The sequence below is a fragment of the Pantoea sp. SM3640 genome (assembly GCF_015654165.1).
In the GTDB taxonomy this organism is placed as follows: Bacteria; Pseudomonadota; Gammaproteobacteria; order Enterobacterales; family Enterobacteriaceae; genus Pantoea; species Pantoea vagans.
In genome coordinates this window covers 3372208-3391239 of record NZ_CP064872.1, presented here as the reverse complement: position 1 = coordinate 3391239, position 19032 = coordinate 3372208, and the positions used below count along the sequence as shown (strand labels likewise).

General features: G+C 58.4%; 18 protein-coding genes and 1 pseudogene. 10 read left to right on the top strand and 9 right to left on the bottom strand.

From position 1 onward, the window contains the following. Positions 1 to 37: 37 nt before the first annotated feature. Positions 38 to 94, top strand: coding sequence for a protein YrbN (gene yrbN, locus IV493_RS18695; RefSeq protein ID WP_098053093.1), 57 nt, complete (start codon positions 38 to 40; stop codon positions 92 to 94). Positions 95 to 110: 16 nt separating this feature from the next. Continuing rightward, complete coding sequence (locus IV493_RS15760; protein ID WP_013359913.1) at positions 111 to 2033, top strand: DEAD/DEAH family ATP-dependent RNA helicase; 1923 nt, start codon at positions 111 to 113, stop codon at positions 2031 to 2033. A 55-nt stretch (positions 2034 to 2088) separates the two neighbouring features. Here the strand turns inward: IV493_RS15760 and IV493_RS15755 are convergent, their stop codons facing one another. Beyond that, on the bottom strand, positions 2089 to 2835 hold the full coding sequence (locus IV493_RS15755) for an SDR family NAD(P)-dependent oxidoreductase (protein WP_033781664.1): 747 nt from the start codon (positions 2833 to 2835) through the stop codon (positions 2089 to 2091). Positions 2836 to 3009: 174 nt separating this feature from the next. On the opposite strand from IV493_RS15755, the gene IV493_RS15750 reads away from it, so the two are divergent. Next, positions 3010 to 3930: an AraC family transcriptional regulator gene (locus IV493_RS15750; RefSeq protein ID WP_195857423.1), complete on the top strand. Its 921-nt coding sequence runs from the start codon at positions 3010 to 3012 to the stop codon at positions 3928 to 3930. Here IV493_RS15750 and IV493_RS15745 read toward each other — a convergent pair whose 3' ends face one another. From IV493_RS15745 to IV493_RS15735, 3 genes are all read right to left on the bottom strand, one after another. Further along, entirely contained in the window at positions 3931 to 4941 is a 1011-nt protein-coding gene (locus IV493_RS15745; RefSeq protein ID WP_195857422.1) for a luciferase-like monooxygenase, read from the bottom strand. A gap of 115 nt (positions 4942 to 5056) precedes the next feature. Further along, positions 5057 to 5935 (bottom strand): U32 family peptidase, encoded by an 879-nt coding sequence (locus tag IV493_RS15740; RefSeq protein WP_147789427.1) that lies wholly within the window; start codon positions 5933 to 5935, stop codon positions 5057 to 5059. A gap of 9 nt (positions 5936 to 5944) precedes the next feature. After that, on the bottom strand, positions 5945 to 6940 hold the full coding sequence (locus IV493_RS15735; protein ID WP_013359918.1) for a peptidase U32 family protein: 996 nt from the start codon (positions 6938 to 6940) through the stop codon (positions 5945 to 5947). Positions 6941 to 7144: 204 nt separating this feature from the next. On the opposite strand from IV493_RS15735, the gene IV493_RS15730 reads away from it, so the two are divergent. Further along, positions 7145 to 7669, top strand: a complete 525-nt coding sequence (locus tag IV493_RS15730; protein ID WP_013359919.1) for an SCP2 domain-containing protein — start codon at positions 7145 to 7147, stop codon at positions 7667 to 7669. Beyond that, positions 7663 to 8169: a GNAT family N-acetyltransferase gene (locus tag IV493_RS15725; protein ID WP_013359920.1), complete on the top strand. Its 507-nt coding sequence runs from the start codon at positions 7663 to 7665 to the stop codon at positions 8167 to 8169. The genes IV493_RS15730 and IV493_RS15725 overlap by 7 nt, the downstream gene beginning before the upstream one ends. On the opposite strand, the gene IV493_RS15720 is transcribed toward IV493_RS15725, so the two are convergent. Then, positions 8153 to 8446, bottom strand: coding sequence for a GIY-YIG nuclease family protein (locus IV493_RS15720; protein ID WP_013359921.1), 294 nt, complete (start codon positions 8444 to 8446; stop codon positions 8153 to 8155). The two genes, IV493_RS15725 and IV493_RS15720, sit on opposite strands and share 17 nt — an antisense overlap. A gap of 76 nt (positions 8447 to 8522) precedes the next feature. Between IV493_RS15720 and IV493_RS15715 the strand changes: the two genes are divergently transcribed. Next, a complete protein-coding gene (locus tag IV493_RS15715; protein WP_013359922.1) occupies positions 8523 to 8951 on the top strand; it encodes a YhbP family protein in 429 nt (142 codons plus the stop codon). Positions 8952 to 8986: 35 nt separating this feature from the next. Here the strand turns inward: IV493_RS15715 and IV493_RS15710 are convergent, their stop codons facing one another. After that, entirely contained in the window at positions 8987 to 9508 is a 522-nt protein-coding gene (locus tag IV493_RS15710; protein ID WP_033731332.1) for a type 1 glutamine amidotransferase domain-containing protein, read from the bottom strand. A 146-nt stretch (positions 9509 to 9654) separates the two neighbouring features. Here IV493_RS15710 and IV493_RS15705 point away from each other — a divergent pair, with 146 nt between their 5' ends. Further along, positions 9655 to 10290: an NAD-dependent epimerase/dehydratase family protein gene (locus tag IV493_RS15705; RefSeq protein WP_195857421.1), complete on the top strand. Its 636-nt coding sequence runs from the start codon at positions 9655 to 9657 to the stop codon at positions 10288 to 10290. Here the strand turns inward: IV493_RS15705 and nrdG are convergent. After that, positions 10282 to 10749, bottom strand: coding sequence for an anaerobic ribonucleoside-triphosphate reductase-activating protein (gene nrdG, locus IV493_RS15700; RefSeq protein ID WP_195857420.1), 468 nt, complete (start codon positions 10747 to 10749; stop codon positions 10282 to 10284). The genes IV493_RS15705 and nrdG overlap by 9 nt on opposite strands. Beyond that, a complete protein-coding gene (gene nrdD, locus IV493_RS15695; RefSeq protein WP_195857419.1) occupies positions 10746 to 12884 on the bottom strand; it encodes an anaerobic ribonucleoside-triphosphate reductase in 2139 nt (712 codons plus the stop codon). Before nrdD ends, nrdG begins: the two co-directional genes overlap by 4 nt. Before the next feature lie 161 nt (positions 12885 to 13045). Between nrdD and IV493_RS15690 the strand changes: the two are divergent. After that, positions 13046 to 13315 (top strand): annotated as a pseudogene (locus tag IV493_RS15690) (beta-N-acetylhexosaminidase); the annotation flags it as partial. Positions 13316 to 13348: 33 nt separating this feature from the next. Here the strand turns inward: IV493_RS15690 and galR are convergent. Next, entirely contained in the window at positions 13349 to 14350 is a 1002-nt protein-coding gene (gene galR, locus IV493_RS15685; protein ID WP_003851033.1) for an HTH-type transcriptional regulator GalR, read from the bottom strand. Positions 14351 to 14541: 191 nt separating this feature from the next. Between galR and IV493_RS15680 the strand changes: the two genes are divergently transcribed. Both IV493_RS15680 and IV493_RS15675 read left to right on the top strand, forming a co-directional pair. Then, positions 14542 to 16815, top strand: a complete 2274-nt coding sequence (locus IV493_RS15680; protein ID WP_195857418.1) for a molybdopterin guanine dinucleotide-containing S/N-oxide reductase — start codon at positions 14542 to 14544, stop codon at positions 16813 to 16815. Positions 16816 to 17093: 278 nt separating this feature from the next. Beyond that, on the top strand, positions 17094 to 18833 hold the full coding sequence (locus tag IV493_RS15675) for a penicillin-binding transpeptidase domain-containing protein (RefSeq protein WP_095706306.1): 1740 nt from the start codon (positions 17094 to 17096) through the stop codon (positions 18831 to 18833). The last annotated feature ends 199 nt before the right edge of the window (positions 18834 to 19032 follow it).

Genomic DNA, 19032 nt, shown 5'->3' with positions numbered 1-19032 from the left:
GTCAAAACTTCTAATTTGAGCCGGTTCACACTTTTTGATGAAAATGACTGAAAGTTTTCACGACGAGTTATGTAGACTGGCCGCCGCAATCTAAGAGGCACGTGTACTACATGACTGATATTCAAACCACTTTTGCTGACCTTGGCCTGAACGCCGACATCCTTGAATCACTGAATGGCATGGGCTACGTAAAGCCATCCCCAATCCAGGCTGAGTGTATTCCTCACCTGCTGGCGGGCCGTGACGTGTTAGGCATGGCGCAGACCGGGAGTGGTAAAACTGCGGCGTTCTCTCTGCCGCTGTTAAACAACATCGACCCGACTGTTAAAGCACCACAGATTCTGGTGCTGGCACCGACCCGCGAACTGGCGGTACAGGTTGCTGAAGCAATCACTGAATTCTCTAAGCACATGCGTGGCCTGAACGTGGTTGCCCTTTACGGCGGCCAGCGTTATGACGTGCAGCTGCGCGCTCTGCGTCAGGGACCACAGGTTGTTGTGGGTACCCCTGGTCGTCTGCTTGACCACCTGAAACGCGGCACGTTAGAACTCTCTAACCTGCGCGGTCTGGTGCTGGATGAAGCTGATGAAATGCTGCGTATGGGCTTCATCGAAGACGTTGAAACCATCATGGCTCAGATTCCAGCCGGTCATCAGACTGCGCTGTTCTCTGCAACCATGCCGGAAGCGATTCGTCGCATCACCAAACGCTTCATGAAAGATCCACAGGAAGTGCGTATTCAGTCAAGCATGACAACGCGTCCTGACATCAGCCAGAGTTACTGGACCGCTTACGGTCGTAAAACAGACGCACTGGTTCGCTTCCTGGAAGCAGAAGACTTTGATGCTGCTATCATCTTCGTGCGTACTAAAAACGCAACGCTGGAAGTGGCAGAAGCGCTGGAGCGTAGTGGCTATAACAGCGCCGCGCTGAACGGTGATATGAACCAGGCACTGCGTGAGCAGACGCTGGAGCGCCTGAAAGATGGTCGTCTGGACATCCTGATTGCAACCGACGTTGCGGCCCGTGGCCTGGACGTTGAGCGTATCAGCCTGGTTGTAAACTACGACATCCCAATGGATGCAGAATCATACGTTCACCGTATCGGCCGTACTGGTCGTGCCGGTCGTGCTGGCCGTGCGCTGCTGTTCGTTGAGAACCGCGAGCGTCGTCTGCTGCGCAACATCGAACGTACCATGAAGCTGACTATTCCTGAAGTCGAGCTGCCTAACGCAGAACTGCTGGGTGAGCGTCGTCTGGCCAAGTTTGCCGCTAAAGTTCAGCAGCAGCTGGAAAGCAGCGATCTGGATCAGTACCGTGCTCTGCTGACTAAAATGCAGCCGGAAGATGAACTGGATCTGGAAACTCTGGCAGCCGCACTGCTGAAGATGGCACAGGGCGAACGTCCTCTGATTCTGCCACCAGAAGCACCACGTCCTGCACGTCGCGAATACCGCGATCGTGACGAGCGTGATGGCCGTCGTGACAGCCGTGAAGCGCGTAGCGATCGTGGCCCACGTGAAAGCCGTGACAGCCGTGATGGCGATCGTCCACGCCGCGAACGTCGTGACGTTGGCGAAATGCAGCTGTACCGCATCGAAGTGGGCCGTGATGATGGTGTTGAAGTTCGTCACATCGTTGGCGCTATCGCTAACGAAGGCGACATCAGCAGCCGTTACATCGGTAACATCAAGCTGTTCGGTAACCACTCGACTATCGAGCTGCCGAAAGGCATGCCAGGCGATGTGCTGCAGCACTTCACCCGTACGCGTATTCTGAACAAACCGATGAATATGCAGCTGCTGGGTGATGCACAGCCAAACGAAGGCCGTGGCGATCGTCGTCCAGCCGGTGCTGGCGGTGAGCGTCGCAGCGGTCCTGGCGCAGCCAACCGTGAAGGTGGTCGTCGCTTCTCTTCTGAACGCCGTGAAGGTGGTCGTGAAGGCGGTGGACGTACTTTCAACCGTGAAGGTAGCCGTGGTCCACGTCGTGAAGAAGGCGCAGCTGCCGCTCCACGTCGTCGTGATGCATAACGACTTAAAGTCGTAACGAAAAGGGAAGCCGCTGGCTTCCCTTTTTTTATGCCTGTCAGGCACCGCCGCTGATCATGACGCGCTCGCCGCTGACATAAGCGGACTCTTCAGACGCCAGAAACAATGCAACCTGCGCCACATCCTCCGGCAGACCAAAACGCCCCAGCGGGGTAGCCGCCAGCAGCTGTGCCTTGAGCTGCGGGCTCATCCTCTTCGCGGCCAGCAATCCTTCGGTCAGAATCATGCCCGGTGCCAGCGCGTTAACCCGGATATTTTTTGCGCCCAGCTCGCGCGCCAGCCCCTGAGTCAGCGTATCCACTGCACCTTTGGTGGCCGCCCAGAGCACGGAACCTGGCGTACTGTTTTTACTGTTCAGGGCGCTGAGGTTAATAATGCTGCCGCCGTGCGCGGGAAAGTGACGAATTGCTTGCTGACAGACCAGCAGCGTGCCGAGCAGGTTAACGTTAATCTGCTGCTGCATCTCCTCTGGCGTCAGCGCCGCAAACTCGCCATGATGAAAACTGCCCGCATTATTCACCACAATATCGGGTGCGCCGAAACACTCTGCGGTGGTGGCAAACAGCCGTTCCACGTCCCGCAGATGAGAAATATCAGCCTGTACCGCCACGGCTTCACTGCCCAGCGTGACGATATCGCTCACCACGTCTGCCGCTCCCACCTCGTCCTGACGATAGTTGACCACGACCCTGGCGCCCGCTGCGGCGAACGCGATGGCAATCGCTGCACCAATCCCTTTTGAGGCGCCTGTCACCAGTGCGATTTTGTTCTGCAGTGCTTTCATTATGTCATTCTCCGCCGTAATGATTGCGTCGAAAGACTATGCGCGCTGGTGACGAAAAGCGGGTAGCGCAATCCTGCAAGCTTTTTGCACGATCCTGCAAAAGTGCGGCAGCAGGACAGGCATTTCGCCTGACGTCAGGTAATATCGGCACAGAGAGCGGAAGGGGAGAACACAGTGACAGAGAGTGACAAGTGGCAGGCGCTGGCACAGTTAATTGCCCGTCATGCGCCGGAGGATGGCCGGCATTCCAGCGCCATCGATTGCCTGTTTTTTGGCCGGGTTTCAGCACCCACTGAGCCGATGCACTTTGCTCAATGGGCCAGTTTTGCGCTGGTGGCGCAGGGCAGCAAAGCGCTGCATATGGGTGATGAGGTGCTGCACTATGGACCGGGAGATCTGCTGCTCGTGACGCTGGATATGCCAGTGCGCGCCTGCGTCACTGTCGCCACGCCGGAAAAGCCGAATCTCGGAATAGGTATCGCCATTAATGAATCCCGGCTTATGCGCTACCTTGAACAGTTTCCGCCAGCGCTGCCGCTGTCGACCGCAGGCAATGAACGTGGTGTCACCGTGCATAAGGTTTCACCTTTGCTGGTGGATGCGGTCATCCGGCTGGTGCGTTTGCTTGACCATCCGGAGGATATTGAAGCGCTGGCCCCGCTCATCGAGCAGGAGATTTTCTACCGGCTGCTGACCGGGCCGGAGGGATCGCGCATCCTGAACATGGCGCTGGCTGAGCGGCCGGGTAACCGGGTGGCGCAGGCAGCTCGCTGGCTGCGTGAGAATTTTCATCAGCCGCTGAAGATAGACCAGCTCGCCAGCAGTGTCGGCATGAGTATCTCTTCGCTGCATCATCACTTCAAAGCCGTCACGGCCATGACGCCGATGCAATATCAGAAACAACTGCGGCTCAACGAGGCGCGACGTCTGATGATGGTGGAAAAGCTGGATGCCGGTACCGCAGGCTATCGGGTGGGCTACCAGAGCACATCACAGTTCAGCCGCGAGTATCGCCGCCTGTATGGGCAATCTCCGGCCAGGGACAGTCGTCAGCTGGCGGTGAGCCCGGATACCCTGCGCCCACCGCAAAACTGATTACAGGCTGTTTGCCGCTTCCATCGCAATGGCAAAGGAGCGCAGGCGTGCCTCGCTGTCAAAAATCTGACCATTAACCATAATTTCATCCGCCTGCGTTTCACGCATCAGCGAGGCCAGGCCATGACGCACCTTGTCGGTATCGCCTACCAGCGACATGCTCAGCGCCTGCTGCACGCCATACTGCTCTGACGGCGACCAGAGGTTATTCATGTTCTCAACCGGTGCCGGTAACGGGCCAGGTTTGCCGCGGCGCAGGTTAATAAACTGCTGCTGCTGCGAGGTAAACAGGAAGCGCGCATCACGTTCATTATCAGCGGCAACCACGTTAATACAGACGGTGGCATACGGCTTGTCGAGACGCGCTGAGGGCTGGAAGTTCTCACGATACACGTGCAGCGCCTGGAACAGCTGGTCAGGCGCGAAATGGGAGGCAAAGGCAAATGGCAGGCCCATTTTCGCTGACAGCTGGGCGCTGTAAAGGCTGGAACCGAGCAGCCAGACCGGGATCTTCAGGCCCAGACCCGGCACTGGCTGAACCGGTAGTTGCGCATCCGGGTCAGCATCAAACCAGTGAATCAGCTCAGCCACATCTTCGGGAAAGGTGTCAGCGTGCATGCTGGCCTGGTGACGGCGCAGCGCCATCATGGTGCGCTGGTCAGAACCGGGCGCACGGCCTAAGCCGAGGTCGATACGGCCAGGATAGAGAGAGGCCAGGGTGCCAAACTGCTCGGCGATGACCAGTGGCGCATGGTTAGGCAGCATAATGCCGCCGGAACCCAGCTTCAGGGTCTCGGTGTTCGCCGCCAGATAGCTGATCAATACCGACGTCGCAGCGCTGGCAATCCCTGTCATGTTGTGATGTTCAGCCAGCCAGTAGCGTTCGAAGCCCAGTTTTTCAGCCTGACGCGCCAGCGCCAGTGAATTATGGAACGCATCCCGTGCGGTCGCGCCCTGTGGAATCGGCGCAAGATCCAGCACGGACAGGCGAAGAGGTTTTTTATCAGACATGACTACTCCCGTTGTATGGCGCAGGCGTAAAAACCTGCACCATTTAGTATTACGCATCATTCCTTATATTAAAACTGCTAACCTCAGCAGGAATATAGCCGGTATGTGCTTTTACTCAGGATGCCAGCGTCATACCTGCCAGTTTGCGCCAGTAACCGTTACAATCGCAGCCTTTCGCGACCATAAGCGGGGCCTGACCGTTTTCATTAGCGCGGAAACGGTCAATCTCCGCCAGCGTCGACGTATCCTGCGGCGAGAGTCTCACGCAATCGACCTGGCCACGCATTCCCGCCAGATCGTTACCCAGGTTATAGCAGTAGCCGCTCATGGTCTGAATGCCATTGAGGACGAACACCTGCTGTCCCTCCTGAGAATTGACGCGGCGGCCTGTCGGATAGTTGATGCAGCAGGTTTCACAGTCATCTTTCGCGCGGTTTTCAGAGCGGGCGGTGAAGCAGCGCGCTGACAGCGCCAGCGGCAGATGACCGTAGCCCATCACCTCCACTTCAAACTGCTGCCGGATACCCCGTGTTTCGCACTGCGCCAGCAGCTGTAGCAGCCAGTCACGCGACATCTCCACCGGCATACACCAGCGCGTCATGCCCTCTTTGACCAGCAGCTGCAGCGTGTCGGCGTTATAGACATTCAGCGTCGGACCGGCGACAAACGGCAGATGGCGCTCAGCGGCCATATTGACCGTGCCGATATCATTGGCTTCAATCAGGAACTCGCCGTTTTCTACATAGCGCTGCAGCTCTTTCAGCTCAGAAGGGGATTGCAGCAGCGCCAGCGTGCTGAGTACGACCTGTTTGCCGCTGGACGCCACGTCACGCGCCAGCGCCATCCAGCGGGCATAGGGCGTGGCGCGGCGTTTACTGCACACCGCCTCGCCGAGATAAATAATATCCGCACTACTGCGGGCAGCCTGCTGGTAGAAATCTTCCAGCGTATCGGTCGGCCAGTACCAGAGCACCGGCCCAAGGGCATATTGCATCATGACTCCTTATTGCCATTCACGGTGATAAGCACCCAGCGTGGTTTGCGTGCCTTCTGAGAGATCGCCCAGCGTCTGCATCCACTGTGGCGCGACGTCAAACTGTTCCGGCTGCGCCTTGCAGCGATCGATCGCCTGACGCCAGACGCGCGCCACATCAGCGACGTAGGCGGGACTGCGCTGGCGGCCTTCGATTTTCACCGAGGCGATGCCTGCCCGCAGCAGTTCCGGCAGCAGTTCCAGTGTGTTCAGACTGGCAGGCTCCTCCAGCACGTGATAACGCTGATTGTTAACCTCATAGCGTCCTTTGCAGAGCGTCGGGTAACCTGCGCTCTCATCGGGCGCGTAGCGATCGATTAGCACCTCATTCAGGCGTGACTCCATGCCCTGCGGCGTCTGCTGCCAGCGCACAAATTTAGCCGGGGAGCAGGCACCTGCGCTGTTAGGCGATTCGCCGGTCATCCAGGAAGAGAGATAGCAGCGGCCTTCCGCCATAATGCACAGGCTGCCAAAGGCGAACACCTCCAGCGGCACCGGCGTGCTGCGCGCCAGTTGTTTAACCTGATGAATCGACAACACCCGCGGCAGCACCACGCGCTGCAGATTGAAGTGGCGATGATAAAAGCGAATCGCCTCAAGATTGGTTGCCGAAGCCTGCACAGAGAGATGACGTTCAACCTGTGGATAATGCTTCGCGGCATACTCCAGCGTGGCAATATCGGCCAGAATCAGCGCGTCGGCTCCGTTTTGCGCCGCCACATCAATCGCCCGCTGCCAGCGTCCCATGCCATCCGGGTGGGCAAACGTGTTGATCGCCACATGCAGTTTGCGCCGATGCTGATGAAGATAGCGCGCCGCTTCAGCCAGCTTTTTATCGGTGAAGTTCAGGCCCGCAAAGTGTCGGGCATTGGTGTCATCTTTCAGTCCCACATAGACCGCATCTGCGCCATTCTCTGTGGCGGTGCGCACTGCGGGTAAGTTTCCTGCCGGGCAGAGCAGTTCCATAGGTGTTCCTCTCAACATGCGATGGGCGTCGAGTCTAGGCATCTGGTGTGGTCTGCGTGTTGATTTGGGGCAGTGAAATTCCAGTTCATCCGGCCTGGCGGCGCTTTTTTTCCCTCTATAGCCGCGTTTTTTATTGATCCCGGATGAGGCGCGCAGAAAAGGATATGGCAATATACGTAAAATTTTCTGAAGGGAGTGACGAAAGTGTTAGAGCGGATACATGCCCATTGTGTGAAAAATGGTCCAAAAATCTTAGGGTTACCCGTAGCGCTTACCCCATTCCCGGTCAAAAAGTTGCTGCTGCAACAACTCTTAAACTGGCAATTTCGCCATGCTTTGGCTGAAGGTGAGTTAGACTTTCTGAACGGTCGCCTGCTGGGTATCGGGATTGCCGATCTCAATCTGCAATGGATAACCACGCTGCAGGATGGCCGACTGGCGGTATTGCAACAGTCCGAAGCGGATGTCTGGTTTCGGGGCAATGCCAATGATCTGTTGCTGGTGGCAGCACGTAAAGCAGATCCCGACATGCTGTTCTTTCAACGCCGTCTGGTGATTGAAGGCGACACAGAACTGGGACTTGAGGTGAAGAACGTAATGGATGCTATTGAACCCGAGGCTATGCCCACCGCGTTACGCACGGCTATTGAGCAGATGGCGGCATTTGTCGACGCCGGCATGAAACAGGACGCGAAGGCCGCACAGGCACGCGCGGGTGCCGCATGTTGATCCGTAGCGAAATTGGTGTTGATGCCGCAGGCATCGACGTACTGCTCAGACGCTGCTTCAGTACCTCCGCCGAGGCGGAACTGACTCAGGCGCTGCGTGAAGATGGCCTGCTGACCCTGGGCGTGGTCGCCACGGATGATGAGGGACAGGTGCTGGGTTATGCCGCATTCAGTCCGGTCAGCGTTCAGGGCGACGATCGCGGCTGGGTGGCGCTGGCACCGCTGGCCGTTGATGAGACGCTGCGCGGTCAGGGCATTGCCAGCAAGCTGATTTATGAGGGGCTGGATACGCTTAATGAATTTGGCTACAGCGCGGTCGTGGTGCTGGGCGATCCGGCGCTGTTCAGCCGGTTTGGTTTTGAATCGGCTGCACGCCATGGCCTGCGCAGTCGCTGGCCGGGAACAGAGACAACGTTCCAGGTCTACCGTCTGGCGGACAATGCTTTTGACGGCGCGGAAGGGCAGATCGACTACGCCGAACCTTTTAATCGCCAGCCGTAATACCCAGCCAGCTCTCCAGACTGATCGGCTGACCCGCCACCAGCAGTAACTTCTGCTGACGGGTCAGTTGTTTAACCTGATACTCCAGTCTGGAGGCGCTGGCGCGATCGCCCGCCTCACAGTGAAACACCAGGTCCAGCGGACCTTTGCCCCGTAGCGCGCGGGCGCCGCGTCCGCTCTGGTGCTGAGCAACCCGGCGCACCACATCCGTGGTAATGCCGGTGTACAGGCTCCCTTTCGCCGTCCGGACGATGTAGAGTTGCCACTGCTGAGCCATACGTAATCTATTCCCAAAAAAAGGTGCCGGGCAGTGTAGCGCGCTTCACGCTCCGGTGCACCGCCAGGAGTTTATCTTGTCCGATCACGCCCATCTTGTTCGCTACCTCCGAAAGCAGCATGTGCTTTCACTCTGCTGTACCGCCGACGATCAACTCTGGTGCGCTAACTGCTACTACGTCTTTGATGAGACGCGCATGGCCTTCTGGATCATGACCGAACCTGATACCCGCCACGGTGAACTCATGGTGCTGAATCCGCAGGTTGCAGGCACCGTAAATGGCCAGCCCAGAACTGTCCTGCTGATTAAAGGGGTGCAGTATCGTGGCCGGGTCACACGGCTGGATGAAGCATCAGAGCAGATCGCCAGAGCGGCTTACCAGAAACGTTTTCCGGTCTCACGCAAAGTGTCGGCCCCGCTGTGGGAGATTGAGCTGGATGAGGTGAAGATGACGGATAATGCGCTGGGATTCGGCAAGAAAATTGCCTGGCAGCGGGAGAAATAGATACGCCCCTTTCAGCAGAAAAGGGCGTGGCGGATTTACAGCGCTTCGAGGATCCGCAGGGATTCACGGTTAAAGGCCGGTAAATCGTCCGGCGTACGGCTGGTGACCAGCTTATCGCCATCCACGACCACTTCCTTATCATGGAAGTCAGCACCGGCATTGATCAGGTCAATGGCAACGGCTTTAACGGTAGTCATCTTGCGACCGCGCACGCCGTTCGCGCTAATCAGCAGCTGTGGACCGTGGCAGATGGCAAAGATCGGTTTGCCGCTGGCGACAAACTCTTTGGTAAAGGCAACAAAACGATCGTCGCCGCGCAGCGCGTCAGGCGAGTGGCCGCCTGGCAGCAGCAGGGCATCAAATTCCGCCGGGCTGACGTCATCAATGCTGCGGTCGATGGTCACTTCCGCTTCGCCTTTCTTGCCTTTAACGACATTACCGGCCTGTTTCTCAATGGTCACCACCTCAAAACCAGCGCCTTTGTAGGCTTCCGCAGGTGAGGTAAATTCTGAGTCTTCAAATTCATCGGTAATCAAAACCGCAACTTTCTTGCTCATCTTTTTTCCTCCTTAAATTTGTGGAGCGCGAGGCGCGCTATCCGGATAACGTTGTAAGCCTGGTCGCTGAGCGTGAGAACGCAAGCCAGCCCGTTAAGATCAGCTATCTTTTAAGCTGTCAGCAGTGAAATAAGGACGAATCTGAGATGAATCGCGTATTACTGACCGGTGCCACCGGCTTAGTCGGGTCGCATCTGCTGCGCTTACTGATTGAGGATCCGCGTGTTGATGAGATCATCGCGCCTACCCGCCGGCCACTGCCCGTAATGCACAAAGTGGTGAATCCGGTAGAGGCCGATCTCACCGATGTGCTGGGGCCGCTGCAGAGTTCGCTGGATACGGTGTTCTGCTGCCTGGGCACCACACGTAAGCAGGCGGGCAGCAAGCAGGCCTTTATTCACGTCGATTACACGCTGGTGGTGGACAGCGGGTTATGCGGATTACGTCTGGGGGCGAAGCAGATGCTGGTGGTCAGCGCGCACGGTGCCAGCCGTCACTCACCGTTTTTATACAATCGCGTCAAAGGCGAAATGGAGAATGCGCTGCGCCATCAGGGCTGGCCGCGCCTGATGCTGGTGCGGCCTTCACTGCTGCTGGGGGATCGCGCGCAGAAACGACAGGGCGAAAGCCTGGCGGGACCGCTGTTTTCGCTGCTGCCGGGCAACTGGCGGGCGGTTCACGCACGCGACGTGGCACGCTGTCTGCATCAGCAGGCATTCATGCCGGGTAGTGAGAGCGTCAGCATCATTGAGTCGGGCGACATCCCGCGTCACTCAGCGTAACTGCCAGACGATCTGATTTCGGCTGCCGCGCCATTGCAGCGTGGCATCCTTCTCCTCTTCGACAAAGCGGCCATCGATCAGCACGTCGAGATAGTCCAGCACGGCACACTGTGCCGCATTCAGCTCCTGCATCCGGTAGCCGGTCCAGAGCCAGATATCTTTACCGGGGCATGTCTTTCGCACCCGTTTCACCAGACGGCGAATGTGCGGCACGTTATGCGGATGAAGGGGATCGCCACCGCTCAGCGACAATCCCTGGCGCGGAATGCGTGTGTCCTGCAAATCCGCCAGCAGTTGCTCTTCCATCGCCAGCGTAAAGGGCACGCCGGAGTCAGTGCGCCACGTACTCTGGTTGTAGCAGCCGCGACACTGATGTTCGCAACCGGCGACAAACAGCGTGCAGCGGGTGCCGGGGCCATTCACGATATCCACATCGTAGTAGCGGTGAATATGCATCATCCCAGCGGCCCTTCGGCCAGATGCTTAACGCGACGCTGCACTTCCTGCTGCTTACCGGCGTTAAAAGGTCGCGCATCCGGGCTGCCCAGATAGCCACAGACCCGCCGTGTCACAGAGACGCGTGCCGGATCGTGATTGCCGCAGTTCGGACAGGTAAATCCACGGCTGGTACAGGTGAACTCGCCGTTGAAGCCGCACTCGTAGCACTCATCAATCGGCGTATTGGTACCGTAATAGGGCACGCGGTCGTAGCTGTAATCCCAGACATCCTCCAGCGCTTTGAGGTTGTGCTGTACGTTCGGGTATTCGCCGTAACAGATGAATCCACCATTCGCCAGCGGCGGATAGGGCGCTTCAAAGTCGATTTTATCGTAAGGATTCACCTTCTTCTCGACGTCAAGATGGAAGCTGTTGGTGTAATAACCCTTGTCGGTAACGCCCGGTACCACGCCAAACTGTGCCGCATCCAGTCGGCAGAAGCGGTCGCACAGATTCTCACTCGGCGTGCTATAAAGGCTGAAGCCGTAGCCTGTTTCCGCTTTCCAGCGGTCAGTGGCGGCGCGCAGATAGGCGATGATCGCTACGCCTTTGGCGCGCAGTGCCGCGTCATCGTAAGGGTGCTGGTGGCCGCCGCTGAGGGCATTCAGGGTTTCGTGCAGGCCGATGTAGCCCAGCGACAGTGACGCCCGGCCATTACGGAAAATAGGGCCGACTTCATCATCAGCATTCAGCCGGACGCCGCAGGCCCCTTCCATGTAGAGGATGGGCGCGACGCGTGCTTTGGTCTTCTCTAGACGCGCCACACGCGTCATCAGCGCCCGCTTAGCCAGCAGCAGGCGGGCATCAAGCAACGTCCAGAAGCGGGCTTCATCCCCAGCCGCCTCAAGCGCAATGCGCGGCAGGTTCAGGCTGATCACGCCGATGTTGTTGCGGCCCTCATGAATCTGCTCGCCATTCTCTTCATAAACGCCTAGGAAGCTGCGGCAGCCCATGGGCGTTTTGAACGAGCCGGTGACTTTCACCACCTGATCGTAATTGAGGATGTCGGGATACATCCGCTTGCTGGCACACTCCAGCGCCAGCTGCTTGATATCGTAGTTAACGTCGCCCGTCCGGCGGTTGACGCCTTCACGAATGCTGAACACCAGTTTAGGGAATACCGCAGTTTTACGATTTTTGCCCAGTCCGGCCAGCCGGTTGCGCAGAATCGACTGCTGAATCAGCCGCGCCGCCCAGTCCGTTCCCAGGCCGAAACCAAAGGTGACAAACGGCGTCTGGCCGTTGGCGGTGTGCAGGGTATTCACCTCGTACTCCAGCGACTGAAAGGCGTCGTAGCACTCTTTGTCCGTACGCTGACGTGCATACTGTTCAGCCTGCGGAATCTGCCACTGTTCAGCGATCGCCAGATGCCGGGCATAGCTCTGCTCAACAAACGGGGCCAGCACTTCATCAATGCGGTTAATGGTGGTGCCGCCGTAAATGTGGCTTGCGACCTGGGCGATGATCTGCGCCGTCACAGCAGTGGCGGTGGCGATCGATTTAGGCGGCTCGATCTCAGCGTTGCCCATTTTAAAGCCATTGGTCAGCATGCCTTTCAGATCGATCAGCATGCAGTTAAACATCGGGAAGAAGGGTGAATAGTCGAGATCGTGATAGTGGATCTCGCCGCGCTCGTGCGCCAGAACGATATCCCGCGGCAGGATCTGCTGCTGCGCGTAGTGCTTCGCCACGATCCCGGCCAGCAGATCGCGCTGTGTCGGGATCACTTTGCTGTCTTTGTTAGCATTTTCGTTCAGCAGCGCCGCGTTGGTCTGATCGACAAGACCGCGAATGGCGTGGTGTAACTGGCTCTGGCGATCTCGGGCGACATCGCGATCGTGGCGGTATTCAATGTAGGCGCGCGCCAGTTGTGGATAAGGGCCCGCCATCAGCGTCTCTTCTACCGCACACTGAATCTCACTAATATCCACTTCGGGACGATCCGCCAGCCGCAAAGCAACGCGCTCGGCGACCTGCGCGCACCAGGCCGCATCGTCGACCTCTGCTGCCCGTGCCGCCGCCATGACAGCCTGCTCGATACGCTGCGCATCAAAGCCTGTCCGGCCTCCATCGCGCTTGATTACCACCGTCGCCATTTCTCTCTCCGTAAACTACATATGGGGTTCGGGAGGATTCTATTCCCTACATGTAGTGATTGCTGAGAATTAATGCGCTCTGATTTGACCTGAAGCAAGGAAGCCTCAACCCGGCAGAAAATTCCGACTGACGTAAAAAATCGGGTTCGGGTTCAGGTTTCCTGCAGCGCTGGCAGGCCAACGCGACGGCGGTAATGCCGATCGTCACCAGCAGCGCGACGCTGAAGCCGCTGGCACACAGCGTGCAACAGACTGAAATGCTCAGCACCATGGGCTTCGCGCTGGTGAATGCTTACGTCCGTAATCAGGCATCTGGTGCCACTGAAGTGGCCGGGATGCAGGCGACATTGGATGCCGCCGCAGAGGTGCAGGATGAAACGGTGATAGCGCTGGTCAGGCCGCTGGAGACGCTGCTGCGTGCCTTTCAGTAAACGCGATGGCTGGATGAACCGGCCACCGCGGCGTCAGGCCGGGCCGCTGACCGAGTGACGGCGCACCAGCGTCGGGCTGAACATGTGAGTGACTTCCGGCAGCGGCAGATCGTTGGCCAGGGCCAGGGCCAGCTGAGCGGCCTGCTGCGCCATGGTGACAATCGGATAGCGGACTGTCGTGAGGCGTGGTCGCACATAGCGCGACACCAGCACATCATCGAAACCGATCAGCGACATCTCTTCCGGCACGCGGACGCCGTTATCGCTCAGCACCGCCAGCGCGCCCGCCGCCATGGAGTCGTTGTAGCAGGCGACGGCGGTGAAATTTCTGCCGCGTCCCAGCAGTTCTGTCATCGCCTGCTCACCGCCGACTTCGTCCGGTTCGCCCCAGGTCACCAGCCGATCGCTGCACGGCAGACCGTGCTCTTTCAGCGCATCGTAGTAACCCTGCAGGCGATCTTCGGCATCAGAGATGGTGTGGGTTGAGCAGATAAAGGCGATATTCTGGTGGCCGAGCTGGATCAGATGGCGGGTCGCCAGCCAGGCACCGTAGCGATCGTCGAGTGCAATACAGCGCTTTTCAAAGCCTTTTATCAGCCGGTTCAGCAGTACCATTCCGGGCACCTGCTTCATCAGCACTTCCAGCTCTGCGTCGGGAATCTTCTTGGCGTGCACCACCAGCGCCGCGCAGCGGTGACGCATCAGCTGTTCAATCGCCTGACGCTCTTTTTGCTCATTGTGGTAACCGTTACCAATCAGCAAAAAGTTACCGGTGTCGCCTGCCACTTCATCCACGGCTTTCACCATGGCGCCAAAAAAGGGATCGGAGACGTCACCGACAATCAGGCCGAGCGTTTCGGTCGATTGCTGCGCCAGCGCGCGTGCGTTGGCATTCGGGTGATACTGAAGCTGCTCCATCGCCTGGCCTACGGCCTGTCGGGAGCTGTCGCTGGCTTTGGGAGAATTATTGATTACACGGGAGACTGTGGCGACAGAAACGCCAGCCAGTCGCGCAACATCCTTTATGGTAGCCATGCGTTGACCTGCTTTGGGGAAAACGTTTACACATCGCATCAGTGTTACGGAAAAGGGCGGACACATCAACCCGACAGAATGCCAGCGTTGTCGCAAAAAGGGGCAAAATCAGACCCACAGGCACATCTTCTGCTGAGACGTCGCCCCATGTTATGCTCAGTTCCCCACCTGGCTACCGTGAAAAAACAACGATGAAAATCAAAGTGCCACATCTGGCGCACTGGGGCGCGTTTACCGCCGTCACTGAAAACGATCGTCTGACTGGCTGCGAACCTTTCTTCGCCGATGCCGATCCGTCGCCGATGATCCACACTATTCCCGAGCTGGTCTACTCCGACAAACGCATTCGCCAGCCGATGGTGCGCCGTTCGTGGCTGAAGTCACGCGAGAAGAGCGACCGCACGCTGCGAGGCCGGGAAGATTTTGTCGCCGTGGACTGGGAAACCGCGCTGGATCTGGTGGCGGAAGAGAATCGCCGCGTCCGCGAGCGCTACGGTGCATCGGGTATTTTCAACGGCTCCTACGGCTGGTCATCGGCCGGTCGCGTTAACCACGCCCGCACGCTGGTGCGTCGCTTCTACTTTCAGGGTGGCGGCGGCGTCGATCAGCAGGGTAACTACAGCTGGGGCGCGGCGCAGTTCTTCCTGCCCTATGTGATCGGCACCTATATGCCGCTGACCGGACGCGTTACCGAGTGGCCGCAGGTGGTGGAGCACGCCGAAATATTTGTCGCCTTTGGCGGGCTGGCGCTGAAAAACGCCCAGGTCGCCTCAGGAGGCGCAGGGCAGCACAGCCTGAAACCGGCGCTGATGCAGCTGGCGGCTAAAGGCACGCCGGTCATCAACATCAGCCCAATGCGCGATGACTGCCCGGAATTTGTGAACGCCGAATGGATCCCGATTCGCCCCAACACCGACGTGGCGCTGATGCTGGCGCTGGGTCATGAGATCACCCAGCGCGGCGCGGTTGACGAGGCGTTTCTCGCCAGCCACTGCACCGGCTGGCCGCAGCTGCGCGCCTATCTGCTGGGCGAAACCGACGGCGTGGCGAAAACCGCCGGCTGGGCCAGCCGTATCACCGGCATTCCGGCTGACCGCATCGTGCAGCTGGCGCAGCAGCTGACCGGCAAACGCAGCTTTATTACCTGCTCCTATTCCGTGCAGCGCGCCCATCGCGGTGAGCAGCCTTACTGGATGATGATTGCGCTCTCCTCAATGCTCGGTCAGCCTGGCCTGCCGGGCGCAGGGTTCTCCTTTGGTCACGGGTCGATGAACAGCGTCGGCAACCCGCGTCAGGAAGGGCCAGCGCCGATGATGAGCACCGGCCCGAATCCTTCGGGACTGTCGATTCCGGTGGCGCGCATCAGCGATATGCTGCTCAATCCCGGCCAGCCCTATCGCTTCCAGGGCGAAACGCTGCACTATCCCGACATCCACATGGTGCACTGGGCGGGCGGCAATCCGTTCCACCATCACCAGCAGCTGAACCGGCTGGTGGAGGGCTGGCAACGGCCCGATACGGTGGTGGTGCAGGATATCGTCTGGACGCCAGCGGCGCAGATGGCGGACATCGTGCTGCCCGCGACGACCACACTGGAGCGCAACGACATCGGCGGCTCCTCACGTGACCGCTTTGTGCTGGCCATGCATCAGGCGATTAAGCCGCAGCATCAGGCACGCAACGACTTCGATATTTTTGCCGATTTAGCAGAGCGTCTCGGCTATCGCGACACCTTTACCGAAGGACGCAACGAGATGCAGTGGATCGTGCATCTCTATCAGCAGTGCGCCACCGCCCATCAGCGCAAAGGCATCGATTTCCCCGAATTTGATGAATTCTGGCAGCGCGGCTTTGTGGAAATTCCGGAAGGCGGCAAGCCTTATCAGTTTATGGAGGATTTCCGTGCCGATCCGCAGGCGAATCCGATCAAAACCGCCAGCGGCAAAATCGAGCTGTTCAGCCAGACCATTGCGGACTACCAGCTGGACGATTTCGCCGGTCATCCGGAGTGGCGTGAACCGCAGGAGTGGCTCGGTTCGCCCGTGAGCCGTGACTATCCGCTGCACATGATCTCCATTCAGCCGTCCGACCGGTTACACAGCCAGCTGGATGCCACCGACACGGTGCAGGGCAACAAAACGGCCGGACATGAAACGCTCTGCATGCATCCAGTGGATGCGGCCGCGCGCGGACTGGTGGAAGGCGATGAAATTGAGGTGAGCAACGCCCGTGGTGTGATGCTGGCGGGTGTGCGCATCACTGAGGGTGTAACGCAGGGCGTGGTGATTATCGCCACCGGTGCCTGGTTTGATCCGGGCTTCGGCAGGGCATGGCAGCCTTTCGATCGCGCGGGTAACCCCAACGTGCTGACGCTCGACATCGGCACCTCGTCGCTGACGCAGGGGCCAAACGCCATGAGTTGCCTGGTGGAAATCAAAAAACATCAGGATTGCACAATAGCGTAAGGATCTCATGGCTGGTTACATTTTGCGGGTAACTGTTGCGTTTAGGCGATGGCAGCCGATCAATCCCCTTTGCTACATTCAGGGTCCCAGAGGTATTGATGGGTGAACATCAATAGATTTTCTTGATTACACCAACCTGCGCAGATGCGCAGGTTTTTTTTGCCCGCAATCTACCGTCGATAACGAACTGATACACAGTTTTCCTGTTATACGGCCAGCGCTTTCTTTATAACTGCTGGCACCAGCCCCTTTCTCTTTATTTTGCGCAGCGGAATGCCATGCCCCGGATTAAAAAACTACTGGGAAAAGACCAGATAAAAGCGCCCTTTAACCCTTTTCGTTTTCGGCTGATCTGCCTCGGTGTCACGACCTGCCTGGTGGTGCTGCTGGCGCGCGTCGCGGACCTGCAGTTCCTGAATCAGCCGATGCTGGAGCACGAAGCGGATCAGCGATCGCTGCGAACCGTCACGCTGCCCACCAGCCGCGGCACCCTGCTGGATCGTAACGGCGAAGCCCTGGCGCTCAGCGTGCCATCGCGCGACGTGATTGCCGATCCACTGCGCGTGCTGGAGAGCAACCCCGATTTTACCAGTGCCAAATGGGCCTATCTTGCAGCGGCGCTGAACACCCGTCCTGAAGAGCTGGCGGCGCAGATCACCGCCAACCCGAAACGTCGCTTCCTCTATCTGGGGCGTAAAGTCGAACTGGGTATCGCCAAAGACATTAAAGAGCTGAAGCTGAAAGGCATCAGTGAAGTTTATGACGACAGCCGTTTCTATCCGATGAGTGAAGCCTCTGCGCCACTGATCGGCATCGTTGGCGCGGATAACGTCGGCCTGAACGGGCTGGAAAAAGGCTTCGATAAGGTATTGCAGGGCGAGCCGGGCAAAGAGGTTTATCGTCAGGATGCGGCAGGCAATATCATCGCGATGATCAACTACCAGCCGCCGACGCAGCCGCCAACGGTACAGCTCAGCATCGACAAATATGACCAGTACACGCTCTACAGCAAACTGCGCGACGGCGTGCTGATCAACAAGGCGGACTCGGGTGCCGCCGTGCTGGTGAAGATTGACACCGGCGAGATTCTGGCGATGGCCTCTTATCCGTCGTTCAACCCCAACAACTATGAAGGGGCTACCCCGGCGCAGATGCGTAACTCGGCCATCAACGACAGCTACGAACCGGGATCGACCGTGAAGCCACTGGTGGTGATGGAAGCGCTGGAGCGCCATCTGGTTCGCCCGGACTCGGTGATCGACACCACGCCTTACAGCGTGAACGGCCACCTGATCCGCGACGTTGGCCACTGGCCGCGCCTGACCATGACCGGTATTCTGCAAAAATCGAGCGACATCGGGGTCTCTCACCTCGCGCTGGCGATGCCCGCGGAAGCGCTGGTGAATACCTATCATGCGTTTGGCCTGGGCAAACCGACCGGATTAGGGCTGACCGGCGAAAGCGTCGGTTACTTCCCGCTGCACCGTGCCCGCTGGGCTGACATTGAGCGGGCCACCTTCTCCTTTGGTTATGGCCTGCGCGTCACGCCGCTGCAGATTGCACGCGAATACGCCACGCTCGGCTCTTATGGCGTTTACCGTCCGCTGTCGATCACCCGCGTCACGCCACCGGTCATGGGACGGCAGGTTGCCAACCCGGAAACGGTGAAAGAGGTGGTGCATATGCTGGAGAGCGACGTATTGCCAGGCGGAACCGGACTGAAAGCGGCGGTGCCGGGCTACCGTCTGGCAACCAAAACCGGTACGGCGGAAAAGATGGGCACCAGCGGCAAGTATGATGGCGGCTACGTCAACTACACCGCCGGTATCGCGCCCGCCAGCCATCCTGAAGTGGCGCTGGTGGTGATGATCAACCATCCGACGGCGGGCGATCACTTCGGTGGTTCGGTTGCTGCGCCGGTATTCGGCAACATCATGGGGCCGGTTCTGAAACACATGAACGTTGCGCCGGATGCCATCTACACCAAACCTGCGGCCAGCCCTTCGGATAAATCTTAGTTAGATCTGAGTGTAAGCGAGGCGTGAAGGATAGTCACACCTCGTTGCACTTCCCCGAATTCGGTTGCGTTTTCCTGCTGTCTCCGCGCGGTCAATCAGTGCGAGGATAGCAGTCCCAGAGGTATTGATGGGTGTGAAAACAACACCGCTTCGGCAGTGAGACCCTGTTATTACACCGACCCACGCAGATGCGTGGGTT